Annotated in this window: 12 protein-coding genes; 8 read left to right on the top strand and 4 right to left on the bottom strand. The window is 64.9% G+C overall.

Translation table 11 applies throughout. The features are described 5' to 3' along the window. The first annotated feature begins 144 nt into the window (after positions 1-144). A complete protein-coding gene (locus tag OKW20_RS11285; RefSeq protein WP_402321502.1) occupies positions 145-1,014 on the top strand; it encodes a LysR substrate-binding domain-containing protein in 870 nt (289 codons plus the stop codon). Positions 1,015-1,038: 24 nt separating this feature from the next. Here OKW20_RS11285 and OKW20_RS11280 read toward each other — a convergent pair whose 3' ends face one another. Next, entirely contained in the window at positions 1,039-2,079 is a 1,041-nt protein-coding gene (locus tag OKW20_RS11280) for a dipeptidase (protein WP_192449483.1), read from the bottom strand. 244 nt (positions 2,080-2,323) lie between these two features. Between OKW20_RS11280 and OKW20_RS11275 the strand changes: the two genes are divergently transcribed. Together OKW20_RS11275 and OKW20_RS11270 are read left to right on the top strand one after the other, a co-directional pair. Further along, a complete protein-coding gene (locus OKW20_RS11275; protein ID WP_429172219.1) occupies positions 2,324-3,844 on the top strand; it encodes a serine hydrolase domain-containing protein in 1,521 nt (506 codons plus the stop codon). A gap of 84 nt (positions 3,845-3,928) precedes the next feature. Continuing rightward, on the top strand, positions 3,929-4,828 hold the full coding sequence (locus OKW20_RS11270; protein ID WP_429172217.1) for a LysR family transcriptional regulator: 900 nt from the start codon (positions 3,929-3,931) through the stop codon (positions 4,826-4,828). A gap of 26 nt (positions 4,829-4,854) precedes the next feature. Here OKW20_RS11270 and OKW20_RS11265 read toward each other — a convergent pair whose 3' ends face one another. Both OKW20_RS11265 and OKW20_RS11260 read right to left on the bottom strand, forming a co-directional pair. Continuing rightward, the gene (locus OKW20_RS11265; protein WP_043622873.1) at positions 4,855-5,715 is read right to left on the bottom strand and encodes a D-amino-acid transaminase; all 861 of its coding nucleotides are present in this window, start codon (positions 5,713-5,715) and stop codon (positions 4,855-4,857) included. 72 nt (positions 5,716-5,787) lie between these two features. Then, complete coding sequence (locus tag OKW20_RS11260; RefSeq protein ID WP_429172215.1) at positions 5,788-6,846, bottom strand: P1 family peptidase; 1,059 nt, start codon at positions 6,844-6,846, stop codon at positions 5,788-5,790. Between the two features lie 292 nt (positions 6,847-7,138). Here OKW20_RS11260 and OKW20_RS11255 point away from each other — a divergent pair, with 292 nt between their 5' ends. The 4 genes from OKW20_RS11255 (at position 7,139) to OKW20_RS11240 (ending at position 15,616) form a co-directional block, all read left to right on the top strand. Next, positions 7,139-8,524 carry an amino acid permease gene (locus OKW20_RS11255; RefSeq protein WP_429172213.1) on the top strand — a complete coding sequence of 462 codons (1,386 nt, stop codon included), beginning with the start codon at positions 7,139-7,141 and terminating at the stop codon, positions 8,522-8,524. 54 nt (positions 8,525-8,578) lie between these two features. Beyond that, complete coding sequence (locus OKW20_RS11250) at positions 8,579-10,879, top strand: Orn/Lys/Arg decarboxylase N-terminal domain-containing protein (RefSeq protein ID WP_429172212.1); 2,301 nt, start codon at positions 8,579-8,581, stop codon at positions 10,877-10,879. A gap of 22 nt (positions 10,880-10,901) precedes the next feature. Next, the gene (gene adiC / locus OKW20_RS11245) at positions 10,902-12,467 is read left to right on the top strand and encodes an arginine/agmatine antiporter (RefSeq protein WP_429172210.1); all 1,566 of its coding nucleotides are present in this window, start codon (positions 10,902-10,904) and stop codon (positions 12,465-12,467) included. A 350-nt stretch (positions 12,468-12,817) separates the two neighbouring features. After that, positions 12,818-15,616, top strand: a complete 2,799-nt coding sequence (locus OKW20_RS11240) for an autotransporter domain-containing protein (RefSeq protein WP_429172208.1) — start codon at positions 12,818-12,820, stop codon at positions 15,614-15,616. A gap of 19 nt (positions 15,617-15,635) precedes the next feature. Here the strand turns inward: OKW20_RS11240 and OKW20_RS11235 are convergent, their stop codons facing one another. After that, positions 15,636-16,574, bottom strand: a complete 939-nt coding sequence (locus tag OKW20_RS11235; protein ID WP_429172206.1) for an AraC family transcriptional regulator — start codon at positions 16,572-16,574, stop codon at positions 15,636-15,638. Positions 16,575-16,681: 107 nt separating this feature from the next. On the opposite strand from OKW20_RS11235, the gene OKW20_RS11230 reads away from it, so the two are divergent. Further along, complete coding sequence (locus OKW20_RS11230; protein ID WP_429172204.1) at positions 16,682-17,884, top strand: MFS transporter; 1,203 nt, start codon at positions 16,682-16,684, stop codon at positions 17,882-17,884. Positions 17,885-17,925 lie beyond the last annotated feature (41 nt).

Below are 17,925 nucleotides of genomic sequence, written 5' to 3'. Positions count from 1 at the left end.
CGGCTGGCCGTGGCAGCCTCCAAGCGACGGTCGATGCCAATCTGCTTGGTGCTGCTCCGCCTTCCTCGCTGATCACATCTGACAGATAGCCATGCGTGAGTCCCTCGTGTAGACTGATATCAATGACAACAGAATTCAAAGATCGTGATATCTGATCAGATCAGCATCGACCTCCTGCGCAGCTTCGTCGCGGTCTGCCGACAGGGCAGCCTGAACCGCGTCGCCACCCAGACCGGCCGCACGCAATCGGCGCTCAGCATGCAGATGCGCCGGCTCGAAGATCTTCTCGGCCGGCAACTTTTCACCCGCACCGGTCGTGGCGTCGTGCCGACACCCGAAGGCGAATTGTTCCTCGGATACGCCACGCGCATGCTGGCGCTCGGCGACGAAGCGGCGGCGCGGCTGCGACAGGCGGACCTCAGCGGCGGCGTGCGGGTCGGGCTTGCCGAGGAAGTGGCAACGACGGCGCTGCCCGAAGCGCTCGGGCGATTGCGGCGCGGCTACCAGGAGATCCGGCTCGATGTTGTCGTCGAGCAATGCGTGGCGCTTGGAAAGACCTGGCCTGAAGGCGATCTCGATATCATGGTCGTGCCGACCTCCGTGGTCACCGCCGACGCCCTCACCACCTGGAATGTCGAGCTGCAATGGGTCTGCGCGACGGACTACGCTTTCGACGAGACCCGACCGATCGACCTTGTTGCCTTCGCCGCACCCTGCCTCTGGCGCCGACGCATGATCGAGACGCTGGCCGACCAGGGCCGGGAACACCGGATCACTTTTACCAGCCAGAGCATCACAGCGCTGCAGGCCGCGATCGAGAACGGCCTCGGCATTGGTTTGCTTCCGCCGGAAGCGATCCGCGCGGGCACGATGCGGGCGCTACCCGCTTCGTCTGCCGTACCGAAGCCGTTTGCCGTGCAATACGGGCTTTTCGCCCGGGATCGACGCACGGCCGCTGTCGATTGCGCGATCAGCGTGCTGCTCGAAGCCCTGCCGATCGCTTCCAGGACCTAGCGCCTGCGTGGCTCCGGCCGGCGCTCACGCGCCCCAGGTCGTCTCCAGCACGCGGATCCAATTGCCGTGGCAGATCTTGGCGAGCGCCGCGTCGTCATAGCCGCGGGTGCGCAGCAGGTCGACGAGCAGCGGCAGATCGGCCGCGCTGCGCATGGCCGCCGGGATGGCCGTACCGTCGAAGTCAGAGCCGAGCGCCACATGCTCGATACCGATACGCTCGACGATGTAGTCGATGTGGTCGACAAGGAGTGAGAGCGGCGTATCCGTGTTCCTGGTCCCGTCCGCGCGCAGGAAAAGGACGCCGAAGTTGATGCCGGCCAAACCGCCGCTGTCCCTGATCGCGTCGAGCTGACGGTCCGTCAGGTTGCGGCTGTGCGGGCAGAGCGCGTGCACGTTGGAATGGGAGGCGACGAGCGGCGCCTGCGACAGCGCGGCGATGTCCCAGAAGCCCTGCTCGTTCATATGCGAGAGGTCGAGCATGATCTTCAGCTCGTTGCAGGCGCGCACCAGATCCTTGCCGGCCTCGCTGAGGCCTGGACCGATATCGGGCGAGGAGGGAAAGCGGAAGGGAACGCCATAGGCAAAAATGTTCGGCCGGCTCCAGACGGGGCCGAGCGTGCGCAGACCCGCGGCGTGAAGCACATAGAGCGCATCGAGGTCAGCGCCAACGGCTTCGATGCCCTCGATGTGCAGCACCGAGGCAAAGGCCCCAGTGTCCATTGCGGCGCGGATATCGGCAGCACTGCGGCAGATCTTCAGACGGCCCTTTGACTGGCGCTCGATCCGCATCAGCAGGCTCGCCATGCCGAGCGTGGCTTCGAGCGCGCTTTGTTGATCGGGCGTTGCAAACTCGCCGCTGCCATCCTTGGCAAGGCCGGGCGAGGCGACGTAGACGGCGCAGAGGCCGCCGGCAAGGCCACCCGCCGCCGCCTTGTCGAGATCGATATGCCCGGTATCGACGCCATCGAGGAAGCGGCGCTCCGCAGCGCCGCCCGGCGAACGCCAGAGCCGCGACAGCACGTCGTTATGTCCGTCAAAGACCGGGATTTTCGCTTGCGTCGCCAATTCTGGATCGCCTTCTCAACCTGTTGTCTCAAGCGCGACTCATGGATAGTCGCCGACGGACCATAGACATTGGGTGCGGGAACCGCACCCTTTTTCCCCGCTGCCCTAACCCGATGCAGGCAGACCGGGCAAATGCAAACCGTGCATAGCCCCTGCCGGAATCGGAATTGGCAGCACAAGGTACTGTCGTGCTTAGTCGGGAATACGCGCGGGAAACCGCCGCGGTCAGGATTGGAGAATGGACATGACGAACCGGGCAACGCTCGATTGGCAGGCCGCCGAAGCGGCGGCGGGACGCCTGACCGCACAATGGGCGGCGGACGAGCCGGGCGGCGCGGTCATCGGCTTCGACGCATCCGGCATCTGCTTTTCGCATACGGCTGGCGTCGAGAGCCTTGCGACATCCGCACCCTTCACGGTCGACAGCGTCGTGCGCTATGCGTCGCTCACCAAGCACGTGTTCTCAGCGATGGTGCTGGCGCATGCCGATCTCATCGGCCTCGACGATCCGCTCGGCCAACACCTTCCGGAACTGCGCTCGCCGCTCGCGGACGTAACGGTCGGGCAGGCGCTCGACATGACGGGCGGCCTGCCGGATACCCGCGAATGCCTGTCGCTGCTCGGCCTCTCGGTCTACACGGAGACGACGGCCGGCCCACTCCTCGAATACCTCTCACGCCTGGAGCGGCTGAACTTTGATGCCGGCACCGAGGTTTCCTACTCCAACACAGGCTATCGCCTTATCGAAGCGGCTTTGGAGCGGCGGGGTTTCCGCTTCGACGCTTTCATCCAACGGGAAATCGCGGGCCCGCTTGGCATCGCGCTGAAGGCGCCGGATGTCTGGAACGACCCGGTGAAAGGCCTCGTTCCCGGCTACTGGCATTCGGGCGAAAGCTGGCAGCTTTCGGCCGCCGGCCTGCACATTTCCGCCTCGGGCAGCCTGACCGGCAGCGCCCGGTCGCTTGCCACCTGGCTGCAGGCCCTGCTCGATCATGAAGGTCGCTTCGCCGGTCTTTTGCAAAAATTGCAGGCACCCCGATACCTCGCCGACGGACGCTCGACGGGCTATGGTCTCGGCCTGCGCAATTCGTCGCTCGGCGGCCGCGACTTCGTCGGCCATGGCGGCTCGCATCCCGGCTACAAGACCTATTTCCTGCTCGATCCCGAAACACGCGCCGGCTTCGTCGTCGTCTCCAACCGTGAGGACACCAACGGCTACAAGATCGCGCTCGAAAGCATGGCGGCGCTCACCAGGCTCGCACTGCCGGATCCCTCGGCTGACCTCGGCGACGGTTTCTATGTAACGGAAACCGGCCCCTGGTGGATCGAGGTCAAGGGCAGCACCTGCACCTATCTCGATGCGGACGAGACGCTCTATGACGACGGCGACGGCTGGGTCTCGTCGCGCTCCGCCTCATCGCCCCTGCGACTGCGCCGCGACGGCGCCGCCCTTGTCGGAGAGGTCGGGCATGCCGCGCGACGCTTCCTTCCGGCCGCAACGGCCGAGCCGCTGCCGGCATCGCTTTCCGGGATCTGGTGCTCGGACGAAGGCGCGGAGTTCACGATCGAGAACGGTGCGGTATTGATGGGCGTCGGTCCCGTCCGTCGGACCATGAAGCTCACTCCGCTCGGCAACGGTCGCTTCCTGTTCACCTTGAGCGATGGGCCCTGGGTCAAGCGCATCTGCCTGCATCTCCTTGGACCCGATCACCTCGAACTGGTGACGAGCCGTGCGCGGATGATCGAATATCGCCGCCGCGCCTGATTTTTCTTGATGGCGCGCGGGCGCTGCCTCAAAAGAAGGCCGGTCGCCGGCGAATGACGGGCCGGACTTCAGGAGCGCATGCCCGTGGAAATCAAATGGCTTGAGGACTTTCTGGCGCTCGCCAGCACGCTGAACTTCTCAAAGGCGGCGGACGAGCGCCATGTCACCCAATCCGCCTTCAGCCGGCGCATCCGACAGTTGGAGGCCTGGCTCGGCACGACGCTCGTCGACCGCGCGACCTATCCTTCGCGCCTGACCGAGGCGGGATCGAAATTCGTGCCGGTGGCGCAGGAGACTCTGAAACAGCTCTACCAGGCACGGCGCAATCTGCAGCAGGAGGAAGGCTCCGACGCCCGCACCATCAAGCTGACGGCGCTGCACACGCTCTCCTTCACCTTCTTTCCCGCGTGGATGACACGGGTCAACGCCCGGAGCGGGCCGCTCTTCTCCCGACTTCGCCCCGATTCCGGCAGCATGGAGGAAAACCTCAATTCGCTCGTCGACGGCGAATGCGACTTCCTGCTCACCTACGCCCATACCCAGGTACCGCACCTGCTCGACCCGCAGGCCTTCGAACATCGTGTGCTCGGGCACGAACGCATCATCCCCGTTTCGGCAGCGAATGAAGCGGGTGCGCCGCTACACCGGCTGGAAGGCGGCACGAAACCTTTCCCGCATCTGCGCTACGAAAAGTCGTCCTTCTTCGGTCAGCTTCTCGACGACCTGATCGGCCCCACACTGCCGCCGGCGCAAAGGGTGCACGAAGGCAGCATGTCGGTAGGCTTGAAGGCCATGGCGGAAGCTGGCTGGGGCATCGCCTGGGTGCCCGAGAGCCTGATGACGGACGAACTGGCGACCGGCGCGCTGGTCAGGGCCGCCGACCCGCGCTGGGAGGTGAGCGTCGAGATCCGGCTCTACCGCGCCAAGGAGAACCGCCGCCCAGTGGTCGGTCGCGTCTGGCAGAACCTGGAGGCTGTCGCCTAAGCGACAGCCTGGCCCGCACGGTCGAGCTAGATCGCCGTTCGCCGCGCGTGCTCGAGATAGAGTTCGCGCAGGCGCTTGACCACCGGGCCTGGCTCACCGCTGCCGACAGGCTTGCCGTCGATCCGGGTGATCGGCGCAACGAAATTCGAGGCGCTGGTGAGACACGCTTCGCGGGCGTTGAGCGCCTCTTCGAGCGTGAAGGGGCGTTCTTCCAACGTCATTCCCTGTTCGGCGGCGAGCGCCAGAGCGGCGAGCCTGGTGCAGCCGGGCAGCGTCTTTTGACTGTTGCCGCGCGTGACGATGCGGTTGTCCGCAGTCACGATGTAGGCAGTCGACGATGCGCCTTCGGTCACGAACCCGTCCTCGATCATCCACGCCTCGTCGCAGCCTTCGGCCTTGGCGATCCGCTTGGCGATCACCTGCGGCAGCAGGCACACGCTCTTGATGTCGCGGCGCGCCCAGCGCTGGTCGGGCACGGTCTTGACCGACAGCCCCTTGGTGGTGGCAGTCACCAGCGTCTTTGCCTGGGTGAAGAGCACCAGCGTCGGCTTGATATCCTCGGAGAACAGAAAGTTCCGGTCCTCGGCGCCCCGGGTGAGTTGCAGATAGACCATGCCTTCGACAAGGCCGTTCTCTTCAATCAGCCGCTTCTCGATCGCGACGATCTCGTCGGTCGATACCGGCAACGGCACATCGATTTCACGCGCGCAGCGCTCCAGGCGCGCCATATGCGAGGCGCTGTCGATCAGCTTGCCTTCGAGCACGGCGGTAACCTCGTAGATTCCATCGCCGAAGAGGAAACCGCGGTCGAAGATCGAGAGGCGCGCTTCGTTCTCCGGCAAAAACTCGCCGTTGAGATAGACGGTGCGGATGGACGGCTGGGACATGGGGGCTCCGTGGGAATTGGTTTGGCAGAAGCGCATGGACCGCAATACCGGACGCGATCCAGAGGCGCAAAATCAGTGTTCGTCGAGCGCGCGAAGCCGTTCGAGCGAGATCGCCTCGACCGTGCTCGGCTTGCCGTACGCGGCGTTGAAGCCGTACGTCGTGCACGCCATCGTCAGAGAATTGAGGATCGCCTCCTCGGTCGTCTCGATCGCGGCTTCAAAGAGCGGCGACATCAGGTCGTTCGGAAGGTCGGGATAGTCGGCGATCGCGGCTCGCCGCGCCTTGGTGCGGCGCACTCTAGCCGCAGTCGAGAAGGCAAGCGCATAGTCGCCGGAACCGTTGCTGAGTGCCGCCCCGGTGCGGGCAAGACCGCCAAAGGCGCGTTCGGCCAGGCGCTTGAGATTGCGGGCAGAAAGCGGCGCATCGGTTGCAACCACGATGACGATCGAGCCGTCCCGGTCGTGTGCCGCCGACGCCTCGTAGGCACGGCCGCAGACGGTGAGCCGGCCGCCATAATTGGATTGGACGAGCACGCCGAGCGTAAAGACCGAGCCGGCCGCCTTCACAAGGCGCGAACTCGTGCCGATGCCACCCTTCATCCCGAAGGCCACCGTGCCGGTTCCGGCGCCGACAGCCCCCTCTTCGACGGAACCGGTCTTCGCAGCGGCCAGGGCAGCGCCGATCTCGTCGACCGTCGGACGGCCGGCGCGGATGTCGTTGAGGCGGGAATCGTTTGTCTCACCGACGACCGCGTTCAGCGACACCACCTTCTCGTTGCCCGGCTGCGCCAGCGTCCAGCGTATGACCGCCTCGATAGCGCGTCCTGTCGCCAGCGTGTTGGTGAGAACGACGGGCGTTTCCAGCTCGCCAAGCTCGTCGATCTGGGTGGAACCCGCAAACTTGCCGAAGCCGTTGAGCACGGCGAAGCCGGCCGGCACCTTGTCCTGAAAGAGGTTGCCTTCATGCGGCAGGATGGCGGTCGCCCCGGTGCGGATGCGGTCCGCATCGACAACGGTGGCATGGCCGACGGCAACGCCCGGGACATCGGTGATCGCGTTGAGCGGACCCGGCTCGTAGACACCTGGTCGGAAGCCAAGATCCCGAAGGCGCAAGCGCTTGATATTTGTCATTTTTTCGTCGTTTTCCCGTCCATCGGCCCGTTCGCGAAGCAGGCATTTCGTCGCAGGGCAACCTACATCCCCCGGCGGCGAAACGGCATCGCAAAAATGGAATAGTTTCATGAGAAGCCTGCAACGCCGGCGATCGTGGAGGCTCGTCACGAGCGGCGGTCAAAACCGATCTTGCAGAAGCACCGCGTCGGCGCATGCGGCGACTGATAGTGGAGTGAAATAAAGCAGTTGCAACCATAAGAAACAGTTCATAAGTTCGCCTCGTCCTTGGCATTTGGAACGACGGCACTCGATGATGAAGCCGCTTGATGCAACCGCCGGCAATTCTCCGCAAATGACGTCCGCAGGGACGGACGTTCGCCCGAGCCTCGGCATCTGGGCCTGCTCGGCGCTCGTCGTCGGCAACATCATCGGCTCCGGTTTCTACCTGTCGCCTGCAGCGCTCGCCCCCTATGGTGCCGCAGCGCTCGTGGGCTGGGTCGGCATGGCCATTGCCGCCATGTGCCTCGGACTGGTCTTTGCCCGGCTTGCCAGCGTCAGGCCCGCGACCGGCGGCCCCTACGCCTACAGCCGCATGGCTTTCGGGCCGTTTGCCGGCTTCCTCGTCGCCTGGGCCTACTGGATATCGATCTGGGCGTCGCTGCCGGCGATCGCCATGGCCTTCGCAGGTTATCTCGCCGTCTTCTTCCCGAACCTTCAGCATGTGCCAGGCGGGTTCACCGCGGTTTCGCTTGCCGCCATGTGGCTGGTCGCCGCCATCAACATGTTCGGCGTCAAGAGCGCCGGCCGCTTCCAGATCGTCACCGTCGGGCTGAAGCTCGTTCCCTTCATCGCCATCGCCCTTATCGGCCTCTTCTGGATCGAGCCGCAGAATCTCACACCCGTCAACCCGAGCGGGCTTTCCGTCCTGGGGCTGATCTCGGCGACCGCCCCGCTGACGATGTTCGCCTTTCTCGGCATCGAGTCTGCCACCGTCCCGGCCGGCGATGTCGACGATCCGAAGCGCACGATCCCGCGGGCGACGGTGCTCGGCACGCTCTGCTGCGGCCTGGTTTTCATCCTCGGCACGCTCGTGGTGATGGGCACGGTTCCGCGCGAGGCCCTTGCCCGTTCTGCCGCCCCCTTTTCCGATGCGGCCTTCATGATGTGGGGCTGGTGGGGAAGCACGCTCGTGGCTGCCGCGGTCGTGCTTTCGTCGATCGGCGCGCTCAACGGCTGGACGCTGCTGATGGCGCAGGTGCCAATGGCGGCGGCGCGCGACGGCCTGTTCCCGCCGGTTTTCGGCCGCCTGTCGAGCCGCGGCGTCCCTCAGTGGGGCATCGTCGTGTCGATGCTGCTCGCCTCGGCACTGCTGGTGCTGCAGACCTCGGGTGTCTCCGGGCTGATGGCTGTTTATCGCTTCGCCGTCGATCTTTCGACCACGGCGGCCATGGTGCCCTACGTCTTCTGCAGTCTCGTCGAGGGCGCGCTTTTCCTGGCGCTCGCGCGTCCGCGCGACGCGGAGTGGGCCGGCATCCGCATCGGCCCTTACAAGCCCTATGCGCTGGTCGCTTTCGTCTTTTCCCTTTGGACGGTGTACGGCAGTGGACCTCAGGCGGGCCTCTGGTGCCTGCTGCTGCTGCTCGTGGCACTGCCGGTTTACCTGTCAGTCGAGAGGAAGGAGCCGTCCACCAGCTGACACTTCGAAATACCCCCACCCGCACCTAGCACCAAACTATGGAGAGGATTGGATATGAGCACGTCAAACAGGGGTCACCGCCGCCTCGGCATGAAAGCACTCGTTCTTGACGACGAGATCAGCGAGGAAAGTGCTGCCGGCCGCGCCGTTCGCTCGCTGATCGCGGAACTCGAGCGCCGCCAGATCGAGGTGGTGACCGCCGAAAGCGCCGACGACGGTATCGCCGTGATCAGGTCCGATCCCGCTCTCCAATGCGTGCTGGTCGACTGGGACCTCGGGCCGGACGGTCACGAACAATCGATCGGCGTCGTCGAGGCGTTGCGCAAGCGCAACGGCACCGTTCCACTGCTGCTCCTTGCCGACCGCAGCGTCGCCTCGTCGGTGCCCGCCGACATCATGGCGAAGGTCGACGACTTCGTCTGGATGCTCGAAGACACGATGGACTTCGTCGGCGGGCGCATCCAGGCGGCAATCGAGCGCTATCGTTCCACCGTGCTGCCGCCGATGTTCAAGGCGCTCGCGCAGTTCTCGCAGGTGCATGAATATTCCTGGCACACGCCGGGCCACACCGGTGGTACCGGGTTCCTGAAGTCCCCGCCCGGACGCGCCTTCTTCGAGTTCTTCGGCGAGCCGCTGCTGCGCTCGGACCTGTCGATTTCGGTCGGCGAACTTGGGTCGCTGCTCGACCATTCCGGCCCGATCGGCGCCAGCGAAAAATATGCCGCCCGCGTCTTCGGCTCGCACCGCAGCTACCACGTCACCAACGGCTCCTCGACATCCAACCGCGTCATCCTGATGGCGAGCGTCAGCCGCGACCAGATCGCGCTCTGCGACCGCAATTGCCACAAATCGGCCGAACACGCGATGACCATGTCGGGCGCCGTGCCGACCTATCTGGTGCCGACCCGGAACCACTACGGCATCATCGGGCCGATCCCTCCGGAACGGCTGACGGCGGTCGCGATCCGCAAGGCGATCGACCAGAACCCGCTTGCCGCCGACCTCTCGGACAAGGAGCCGAAGCACGCGATCATCACCAACTCGACCTATGACGGTCTTTGCTACAACGTCACCCGCGTCGAGGAACTGCTCGGTGCCAGCGTCGACCGGCTGCATTTCGACGAAGCCTGGTACGGCTACGCCCGCTTCAACCCGATCTATCGCGACCGCCACGCCATGCACGGCGATCCGAAGGCGCATACGGCCGACAAGCCGACGGTCTTTGCCACCCAGTCGACGCACAAGCTTTTGGCCGCCCTTTCGCAGGCCTCCTTCATCCATGTGCGCGACGGAAGGAAGCCGATCCCGCATGGCATTTTCAACGAAACCTTCATGATGCACGCCTCGACCTCGCCGAACTACGCGATCATCGCCTCGAACGACGTTTCGGCTGCGATGATGGACGGCCCCGGCGGAGCGGCGCTCACCAATGAATCGATCGAAGAAGCGATCTCCTTCCGCCTGATGATGTCGCGGCTTGCCAACGACGCGGCCGAGCGCGGTGACTGGTTCTTCGATTGCTGGCAGCCGGACACGGTGCGCGACCCGAAGACCGGCCGCACCAGCCCTTTCCACGAAGCTTCGCCGGAATCGCTTGCGACCGATCCGTCCTGCTGGGTGCTGAAGCCGGGAGCCGCATGGCACGGATTCGGCGAGATCGAGGACGGCTATTGCATGCTCGACCCGATCAAGGTCTCGATCGTCACGCCGGGTGTTGCACCCGGCGGCGGGCTGATGCCGGTCGGCATTCCCGCAAGCCTCGTCACCGCCTATCTCGATGCCCGCGGCATCGTCGTCGAGAAGACGACCGACTTCACCATCCTGTTCCTCTTCTCGCTCGGCATCACCAAGGGCAAATGGGGCTCGCTCGTCAGCGCGCTTTGCGACTTCAAGCGCGACTACGACGCCAACCTCACCCTCGAAGTGGCGATCCCGTCGCTGATCGAGGACCACCCGGAGCGCTACGCCGGCATGGGCCTCAAGGATCTTGCCGACACGATGTTCTCGGCGATGGACCAGTTGAAGACCACGGCCTCCATGGCTGCCGGTTTCTCCGTGCTGCCGCATCCGGACCTGAGCCCGGTGCGCGCCTATGAGCGGCTGGTGCGCGGCGAGGTGGAACAGGTGACGCTCGACCATCTGGCCGGCCGCACGGTCGCAACAGGCGTTGTGCCCTATCCGCCGGGCATTCCGCTGCTGATGCCGGGCGAAAACGCTGGGCCGGCCGATGGTCCGGTCCTCGGTTATCTCAAGGCGCTCGAGGCCTATGACCTCCGGTTCCCCGGTTTCACCCATGACACGCACGGGGTGGAGGTCGAGGACGGCCTTTACCGCGTCTATGTCTTGACCCGTTGAACCGGCTTCAGGAGCGACGAACATGGCTGCTGTCGATAGTGCTTCCAAACCCACATCCGCGGGCGTCGCGGAATCCGCCAAGATCGGCCTCGTGCCCGCGACCTTGATGGTCGCGGGCAACATGATGGGCTCCGGCGTCTTCATGCTGCCGGCGAACCTTGCCGCGGTCGGATCCATCGCCGTCTTCGGATGGCTGATCACCATTGCCGGCGCCATCGCGCTGGCGCTGACCTTCGCCAAGCTGGCCGCGATCGACCCCGCCGCCGGCGGGCCCTACGCCTATACGCGCAAGGCCTTCGGCGACTACATGGGTTACCAGACCAACCTCATCTACTGGCTCGCCAACGTCGTCGGCAATGTCGGCCTGGCGGTCGCCGGTCTCGGTTACCTCACCGCCTTCTTTCCGATGCTGCGCGACCCTCTCGTGTCGGCGCTGGCGCAGGTGGCGCTGATCTGGTTCTTCACCTATGCCAACATCCTCGGGCCGAACGTCGTCGGCAGGCTGCAGTCCTTCACCACCTCCTTCGCGCTAGTGCCGATCCTCGGCATGGCGATCTTCGGCTGGTTCTGGTTCTCGCCGGCGACCTTCTCCGAAGGGTGGAACGTGTCGGGCAAGGACAGCTGGGCAGCGATCATGGCAACGCTCAACTTCACCCTCTGGGCCTTCATCGGGGTCGAAAGCGCCTCGGTCTCGGCGGGCGTCGTGCGTGACCCGCAGCGCAACGTGCCGATCGCCACCGTTGGCGGCGTCATTCTCGCCGCCGTCGCCTATATCCTGTCGTCGACCGTCATCATGGGCATGATCCCGAACAAGGAGCTGATCGCTTCCTCGGCGCCCTTTGCCGATGCCGCGCGCCTGGCGCTCGGCGATACGGCCGGTGCCGTCGTTGCGATCTGCGCAGCCCTCGGCTGCCTAGGCTCGCTTGCCGGCTGGACGCTGCTCGTCGGCCAGACCGCCAAGGCTGCGGCCGATGACGGGCTCTTCGGCTCGATCTTCGCCAAGGTCAACTCCAAGGGCGTTCCCTCGGCCGGCCTTGCGATCGTCGCGGTGATCATGACGGTTCAGGTCTTTGCGACGATGTCGCCGACGGCAAGCGAACAGTTCGGCAAGATCGCCTCGATCGCGGTGATCATGACGCTTCTGCCCTATATCTACTCGGCAATCTCCATCAAGGTGCTCGGCTACAAGAAGATGCCGGCAAGCACCTACAACTGGTACGTCATCATTGGCTTGGCGGCGGCGATCTACAGCCTGGTGGCCCTCATCGGGTCGGACGGCGAACAGACGCGCTGGTCGCTGATCTTCGTGATCTCGACGATCGTCTTCTACTCGGCCGCGATCACCCGCAAGCGCGAGATCGACGAGAAGCACATCGACCCCGGCGGCCATGCCCCGACCTGGATCCGCTACGTCACCGTCACCGTGACGGTCGCAGCCCTCGTCGCGCTGTTCTGGGTCTCGGTCGGCCGCCATCGCGCCGAAACGCTGCGCACGCGCTCGCCGGTCCCGCCGGCCGAAAGCACCGTGCAGCCCGCCGCCGGCTCACCGGCGGCCGTGTTGCCGGCAGAGAGCCAGCCGGCGCAATAGCCAAGAAAAAGGGGCGGTGGAGCAGATCCACCGCCCTTTCTGACCTTCGACCAATCTCGCGGAGTCGCTGGGCGTAGTGACGCGCAAAGGCTTGTTGACGGCATCCATCACGGGCGCAACGGACCGCGCGTCACGACACCGGACGATCCCGACACCGCGTGCCGTCACGATCAACAAGCTCGACAGACCATTCCCTGCCATGTGATCAACAGTTCGACACGAAATACGGCAACTGCCGTATTTCGCCTGCCGGTTGCAAAGGATAGTTTTGCGCGGCCCGCGTCGTGAATTCCATGTCCTTTCAACGTCTTGCGCCCCCGCGCCACGTCGCCGGCCCACGGGGACCTGCCTTGAAGAAGAACTGCCGTACCGCCATCCACCTCGCCACGCTCCTGCTGTCGTCCGCAATGTCGCAATTTGCGCTCGCACAGGATGTCGGCGACCCCAGCGATCCGGATACCTGGCGCACGCCCGAATTCAAGGCGCAGTGGGGGCTTGCGGCAATACACGCCGAATATGCCTACATGCTTGGCCTCGACGGCAGCGGCATCAAGGTCGGCGTGGTCGACAGCGGCCTCGACATCACGCATCCGGAATTTGCCGGGCGTTATGCGGAAGGCATTACCTTCAACCCGGACAAGCCGTGGAATTCGGTCGCCGAGGGTCACGGCACCATGGTTTCGTCTGTCATTGCCGCCAATCGCGACGGGGTCGGCATGCATGGTATCGCCCCTGGCGCAACCATCGTCGCCGTGGGGGCGTCGGACAGGCCGGGCTATGTCGATTTCGATGCGACCAATTACGGCATCCGGGCGCTGGTAGATCAGGGCGTACGGATCATCAACAACAGCTATGGCGGTGGGTTCGCAGGCGAATTGTCTGCCGAACAGTTTGAAGCAGAAATGCCGGGCAATCTCTCCGCCTATCGCTACGCGGTATCTGAGGGGGCGCTGCTGATCTTTGCAAGCGGTAATGCTGGCGGAACAGAGTCTTCGTTGTTGGCGGGCGCGCCATACCTGTTTCCAGATCTGGAGTCAGGGTTTCTCGCCGTCGTTGCGACCAGCCCCTCGCGCATAGCCAATTGGTCAAACCGATGCGGTGTCAGCATGAATTGGTGCCTCGCGGCACCTGGGGGCGACGATGTCGATCGATGGGATGAAGAGAAAGGCGAATGGGTATGGGCCAACCCGGAAAACAACATCATGGTTGCAACGCCCGGCGGCGGCTACTCAAGAGAAACCGGCACGTCGCTTGCGGCCCCTTTTGTCGCGGGCACGGCAGCCTTGGTTGCACAGGCTTTCCCTTACATGACGATGCACCAGGTGCGGCAGGTCTTGTTGGGGACGGCGACCGACTTCGGTGATCCGGGCGTTGATGCAATCTTCGGCTATGGCCTCGTCAGCGCCGGCAGAGCGGTGCGTGGCCCGGGCAAGTTCGACTGGGGCGATTTTCACGCGGACGTCCCCGACGGGCAGAGCAGTTGGTCGAACGACATCACGGGACAAGGTGGCCTGATCAAATCAGGCGATGGCGTGCTGATGCTGCACGGGAACAGCACATATGGCGGCGGCACGCGCATCGATGGCGGCATTCTGGCACTTTCCGGCAGTATCGCCTCCAACACCGTTATCGATAAAAACGGCACGCTTTCGGGCGACGGCATCATCCGCGGCAACATCGACAATGGTGGTGCGATCTATCCGGGCTGGGGCGGACAAGGCGGCGCTCTGACCGTGGACGGCAACTTTCGCCAGTCAAGCGACGCCTGGTTCCTCGTCAATCTCGATGCACCCGACGGCACCAGTCGGCTCGACGTCGCCGGCACTGCGGACATTGCCGGCATGGTCGATGTCAGCGTCAGGCCCGAAAACTACCGGGGTGATGGCCGCCATACCATCCTTTCCGCAGCGGGCGGCGTCACCGGGCGTTTCGAGGATGATTGTGGCTGCTACGCGTTCCTCGATCTCTCACTGGCCTACGATCCGACCACCGTCTATCTCGATGTCGCCCGCAACGACGTGACCTTTGCCGATATGGCGGCAACTCCAAACGGGGCAGCCGCGGCTCGGGCGATCGAGCGCCTCGGCCTCGGCCGATCCCTGCATGATCTCGCGGTGACCCTTGACGCCGGCACCGCCTCCGATCTTTTCGGCCAGCTGCCCGGCGAAGTCTACGGCTCGACCGTGACAGGCCTGATCGAAAACAGCCAGGTCATCGGCAACCGGATGAACGACCGGCTGCGCTCGGCCTTCGAGACCGTCGGCGCGAAGGCGCTGCCGATCGTGGCAGCGGACGATCTCACCACCGGGTCTATCGCGGCAGCGGAACGTTACGGCGCCTGGGGTTCCGCCTTCGGCGCCTGGGGCCATACGGATGGTGACGGCAACGCCGCCGCGCTATCGCGTTCCACCGGCGGCTTCGTCGCCGGTCTCGACGGGCTCGTCAACGATGACTGGAGGCTAGGCTTCCTCGCCGGCTACAGTTCGTCGAGCTTCAAGGTGGACGACCGCCGTTCGTCGACTTCCAGCGACAACTATCATCTCGGCATCTATGGCGGCACGCAGTGGGGCGCCCTGTCGTTCCGCTCGGGCCTTGCCTATACGTGGAGCAATATCGACAGCAGCCGCAATGTGATCTCGCCGGTGCTGGTCGACAGCCTGACCGCCGACTACCGTGCCGGCACCACCCAGGCGTTCGGCGAACTCGGCTATGGCATGCAGGCGGGCAGTCTTTCCTTCGAGCCCTTTGCCAATCTCGCCTATGTCAACGTGCAGACCGACAGCTTCACGGAGAAGGGCGGCGCAGCGGCCCTATCCATACGCGGCGGCTCGGACGACATGACCTTCACCACGCTCGGCCTGCGGTTGGCGACCGATTTCGACCTTGGAACGGCAAAGGCTACCGCCCGGGGCGTCATTGGTTGGCGACACGCGTATGGCGACGTCACGCCGGCGGTTTCCCAGGCGTTTTCCGGCAGCGACGCCTTTTCGGTCGCCGGCGCACCGATCGCGCGCGACAGCGCCCTCATAGAGGCCGGTTTCGACTTTTCCGTCTCACCGACGGCAACGCTTGGCATCTCCTATCAGGGGCAGATCGCTTCGGCCGCTCACGATCACGGGGTGCGGGCCGATCTCGCCATCAAGTTCTAGCAGCCGCTGGCCACGCAGGTCACGAAGCGATCTGCTCAGGCGCCGGTATCAGGTTTCGCGAATGGCTTGGCGGTGCGCCCATGATCTTGCGGAAGGCGCGGCTGAAGGACGCCTCGGAATCATAGCCGAGACGGTTGGCGACATGGGCGACGCGCTTTCCTTCGCGCAGCCACTGATGCGCCTGGTGCATGCGCATCCGTGCCACGTAGCGCGCCGGCGTCTCGCCGACGGTATCGGCGAAGCGCTGGGCGAAACCGGAGCGCGACGCGCCCATGAGCTTTGCCAGTTCCGGCACCGTCCAGTCCTTCGTCGGGTCGAGATGGATGGCGGCGAGCACCCGGCCGACCTCCGGATGGCGCACGGCGGCAAGCCAACCGGTCGCCGTGCCGCAGCCGTGCTCGACCCAGGCACGGATGATCGTGGCCGTCAGCACGTCGGCAAGCCGCGCCAGGATGCCGCCGGAGCCGACGCGCTGCATCGCCGCCTCGCGCGTCATGGTATCGAGCAGCGAAGGGATCGATGGCTCGCTTGAGGCGAGGTCGCTGGTGCGCATCACCGAAGGCATGAGCTGCAAGAGCGGGTGCAGCCGGTCGACATTGAACTGCATCACCGCGAAGAACAGCAGGTTCTGGGTATCGGAATTGGGGCATTGCACGTCGACGATGCCGTCGCAAAGCTGCCGTTTCGGCAGGTCGTGGATCGAGATCGTCGGCAGGCCGGGCTTGCTGGCAAGCACATGCGCGTCGCCACGCGGCAAGAGCACGGCATCGCCCGGCGTCAGCTCCACCCAGGCGCCATCGGGGCTCTGGAGATGGGCCGAACCGGACGCTAGAAAGTGAAAACGCGCGGGTTCCTGCGCCGGATAGGCGGTTGCCCATGGCGCACAGGGCTGACAACGCCCATATTCCACTCCGTCTAACCTCAGGCCGCGCAGGATGTCGGTCAGCGCATCGGTCATGGGTCACTCCAGATTTGGACAAACGGCACAGTGTTTTGGATTTTCTAGCATAGAAACTCCAGTGAGCCATGCATATTTTCATCTCACCTACAATGGAGATCGAAATTATGGATGGCATCGTCGCAAGGCCTTCGGGCGAGGCGGATGAACAAGAAAAGCCGCTATGGGCGGCGGTCGTATCGCTGTCGCTCGGCGTTTTCGGCCTGGTCACGGCGGAATTTCTGCCGGCAAGCCTGCTGACGCCGATGTCGGCCGATCTCGGCGTTACCGTCGGCGCGGCCGGACAATCGGTGACGACCACGGCCGTCGTCGCTGCCATCGCCGGGCCGGCGATCGTCGTCTACACCGGTCGCTTCGACCGCCGCAACGTGCTGCTCACATTGACGGCGCTTCTCATCATTTCCAGCCTGATCGCCGGCTTCGCATCCAGCCTTCCGATGCTGCTTGTCGCGCGCTTCCTGCTCGGCATCGGCCTTGGCGGCTTCTGGGCCCTGTCGCTGGCGCTTGCCATGCGGCTCGTTCCCGGCCGGCTGATGCCGCGCGCCATGGCGATCGTGATGTCCGGCGTTTCGATCGCGACCGTCTGCGCGGCCCCGGTTGGCGCCTGGATCGGTGCGACACTCGGCTGGCGCTACGCCTTCCTGCTTGCCGCCGCCGTCGGCATCGTCACCTTCATCGTCCAGGCGCTGACCGTGCCGCGCCTGCCGCCGAAGGGAACGACCGGGCTCAACACCATTCTCAACGTCTTGAGGCGGCCGGCGATCCGACTTGGCCTCGCAACCATCCTGCTCGTCGTCACGGGTCACTTTGCCGGCTTCACCTATGTCCGCCCGTTCCTTGAACAGGTGCCGCAGTTCGGCGTCGAGGCTATCACCGCGATCCTGCTCGCCTTCGGCGTCGGCGGTTTCTTCGGCAACATTGCCGGCGGTTTCCTCGCCGAGCGCAGCACGCGACTGTCGATGATGTCAGCCGCCGCCGGCGTCGCCGCCACGACGCTGGTCCTGGCCCTGGCGGGCGCGCTGCCGGCCGTCGCGATTGTTGCCACCGCCGCCTGGGGCTTCGCGTTCGGTGCCCTGCCGGTCAGCGTCCAGTCGTTCCTCAGCCGCGCGGCCGGCGACGAGGCCGAAGGTGCGGGGGCCGCAACGCTCACCACCTTCCAGATCGCCATTTCCACCGGCGCAATCCTCGGCGGCCTGCTCGTCGAACTGCAGGGCCCGGCCGGCGTCTTCCTCTTTGCGGCCGTGGCCGCGATGCTCGGCACCTCGCTGGTGTCTGTCTATCGCGAGCGGGTTCTTCAACCGGCGGAGTAACAACAACCGCATCAGCTTGGTGCGGGAGTGGCAACTCGCAC

The organism is Ensifer sp. LBL, assembly GCF_050435225.1.
Taxonomy (GTDB): Bacteria; Pseudomonadota; Alphaproteobacteria; order Rhizobiales; family Rhizobiaceae; genus Ensifer.
The sequence above is the reverse complement of the archived record's forward strand: the minus strand, read 5'-3'. Positions and strand labels throughout refer to the sequence as shown.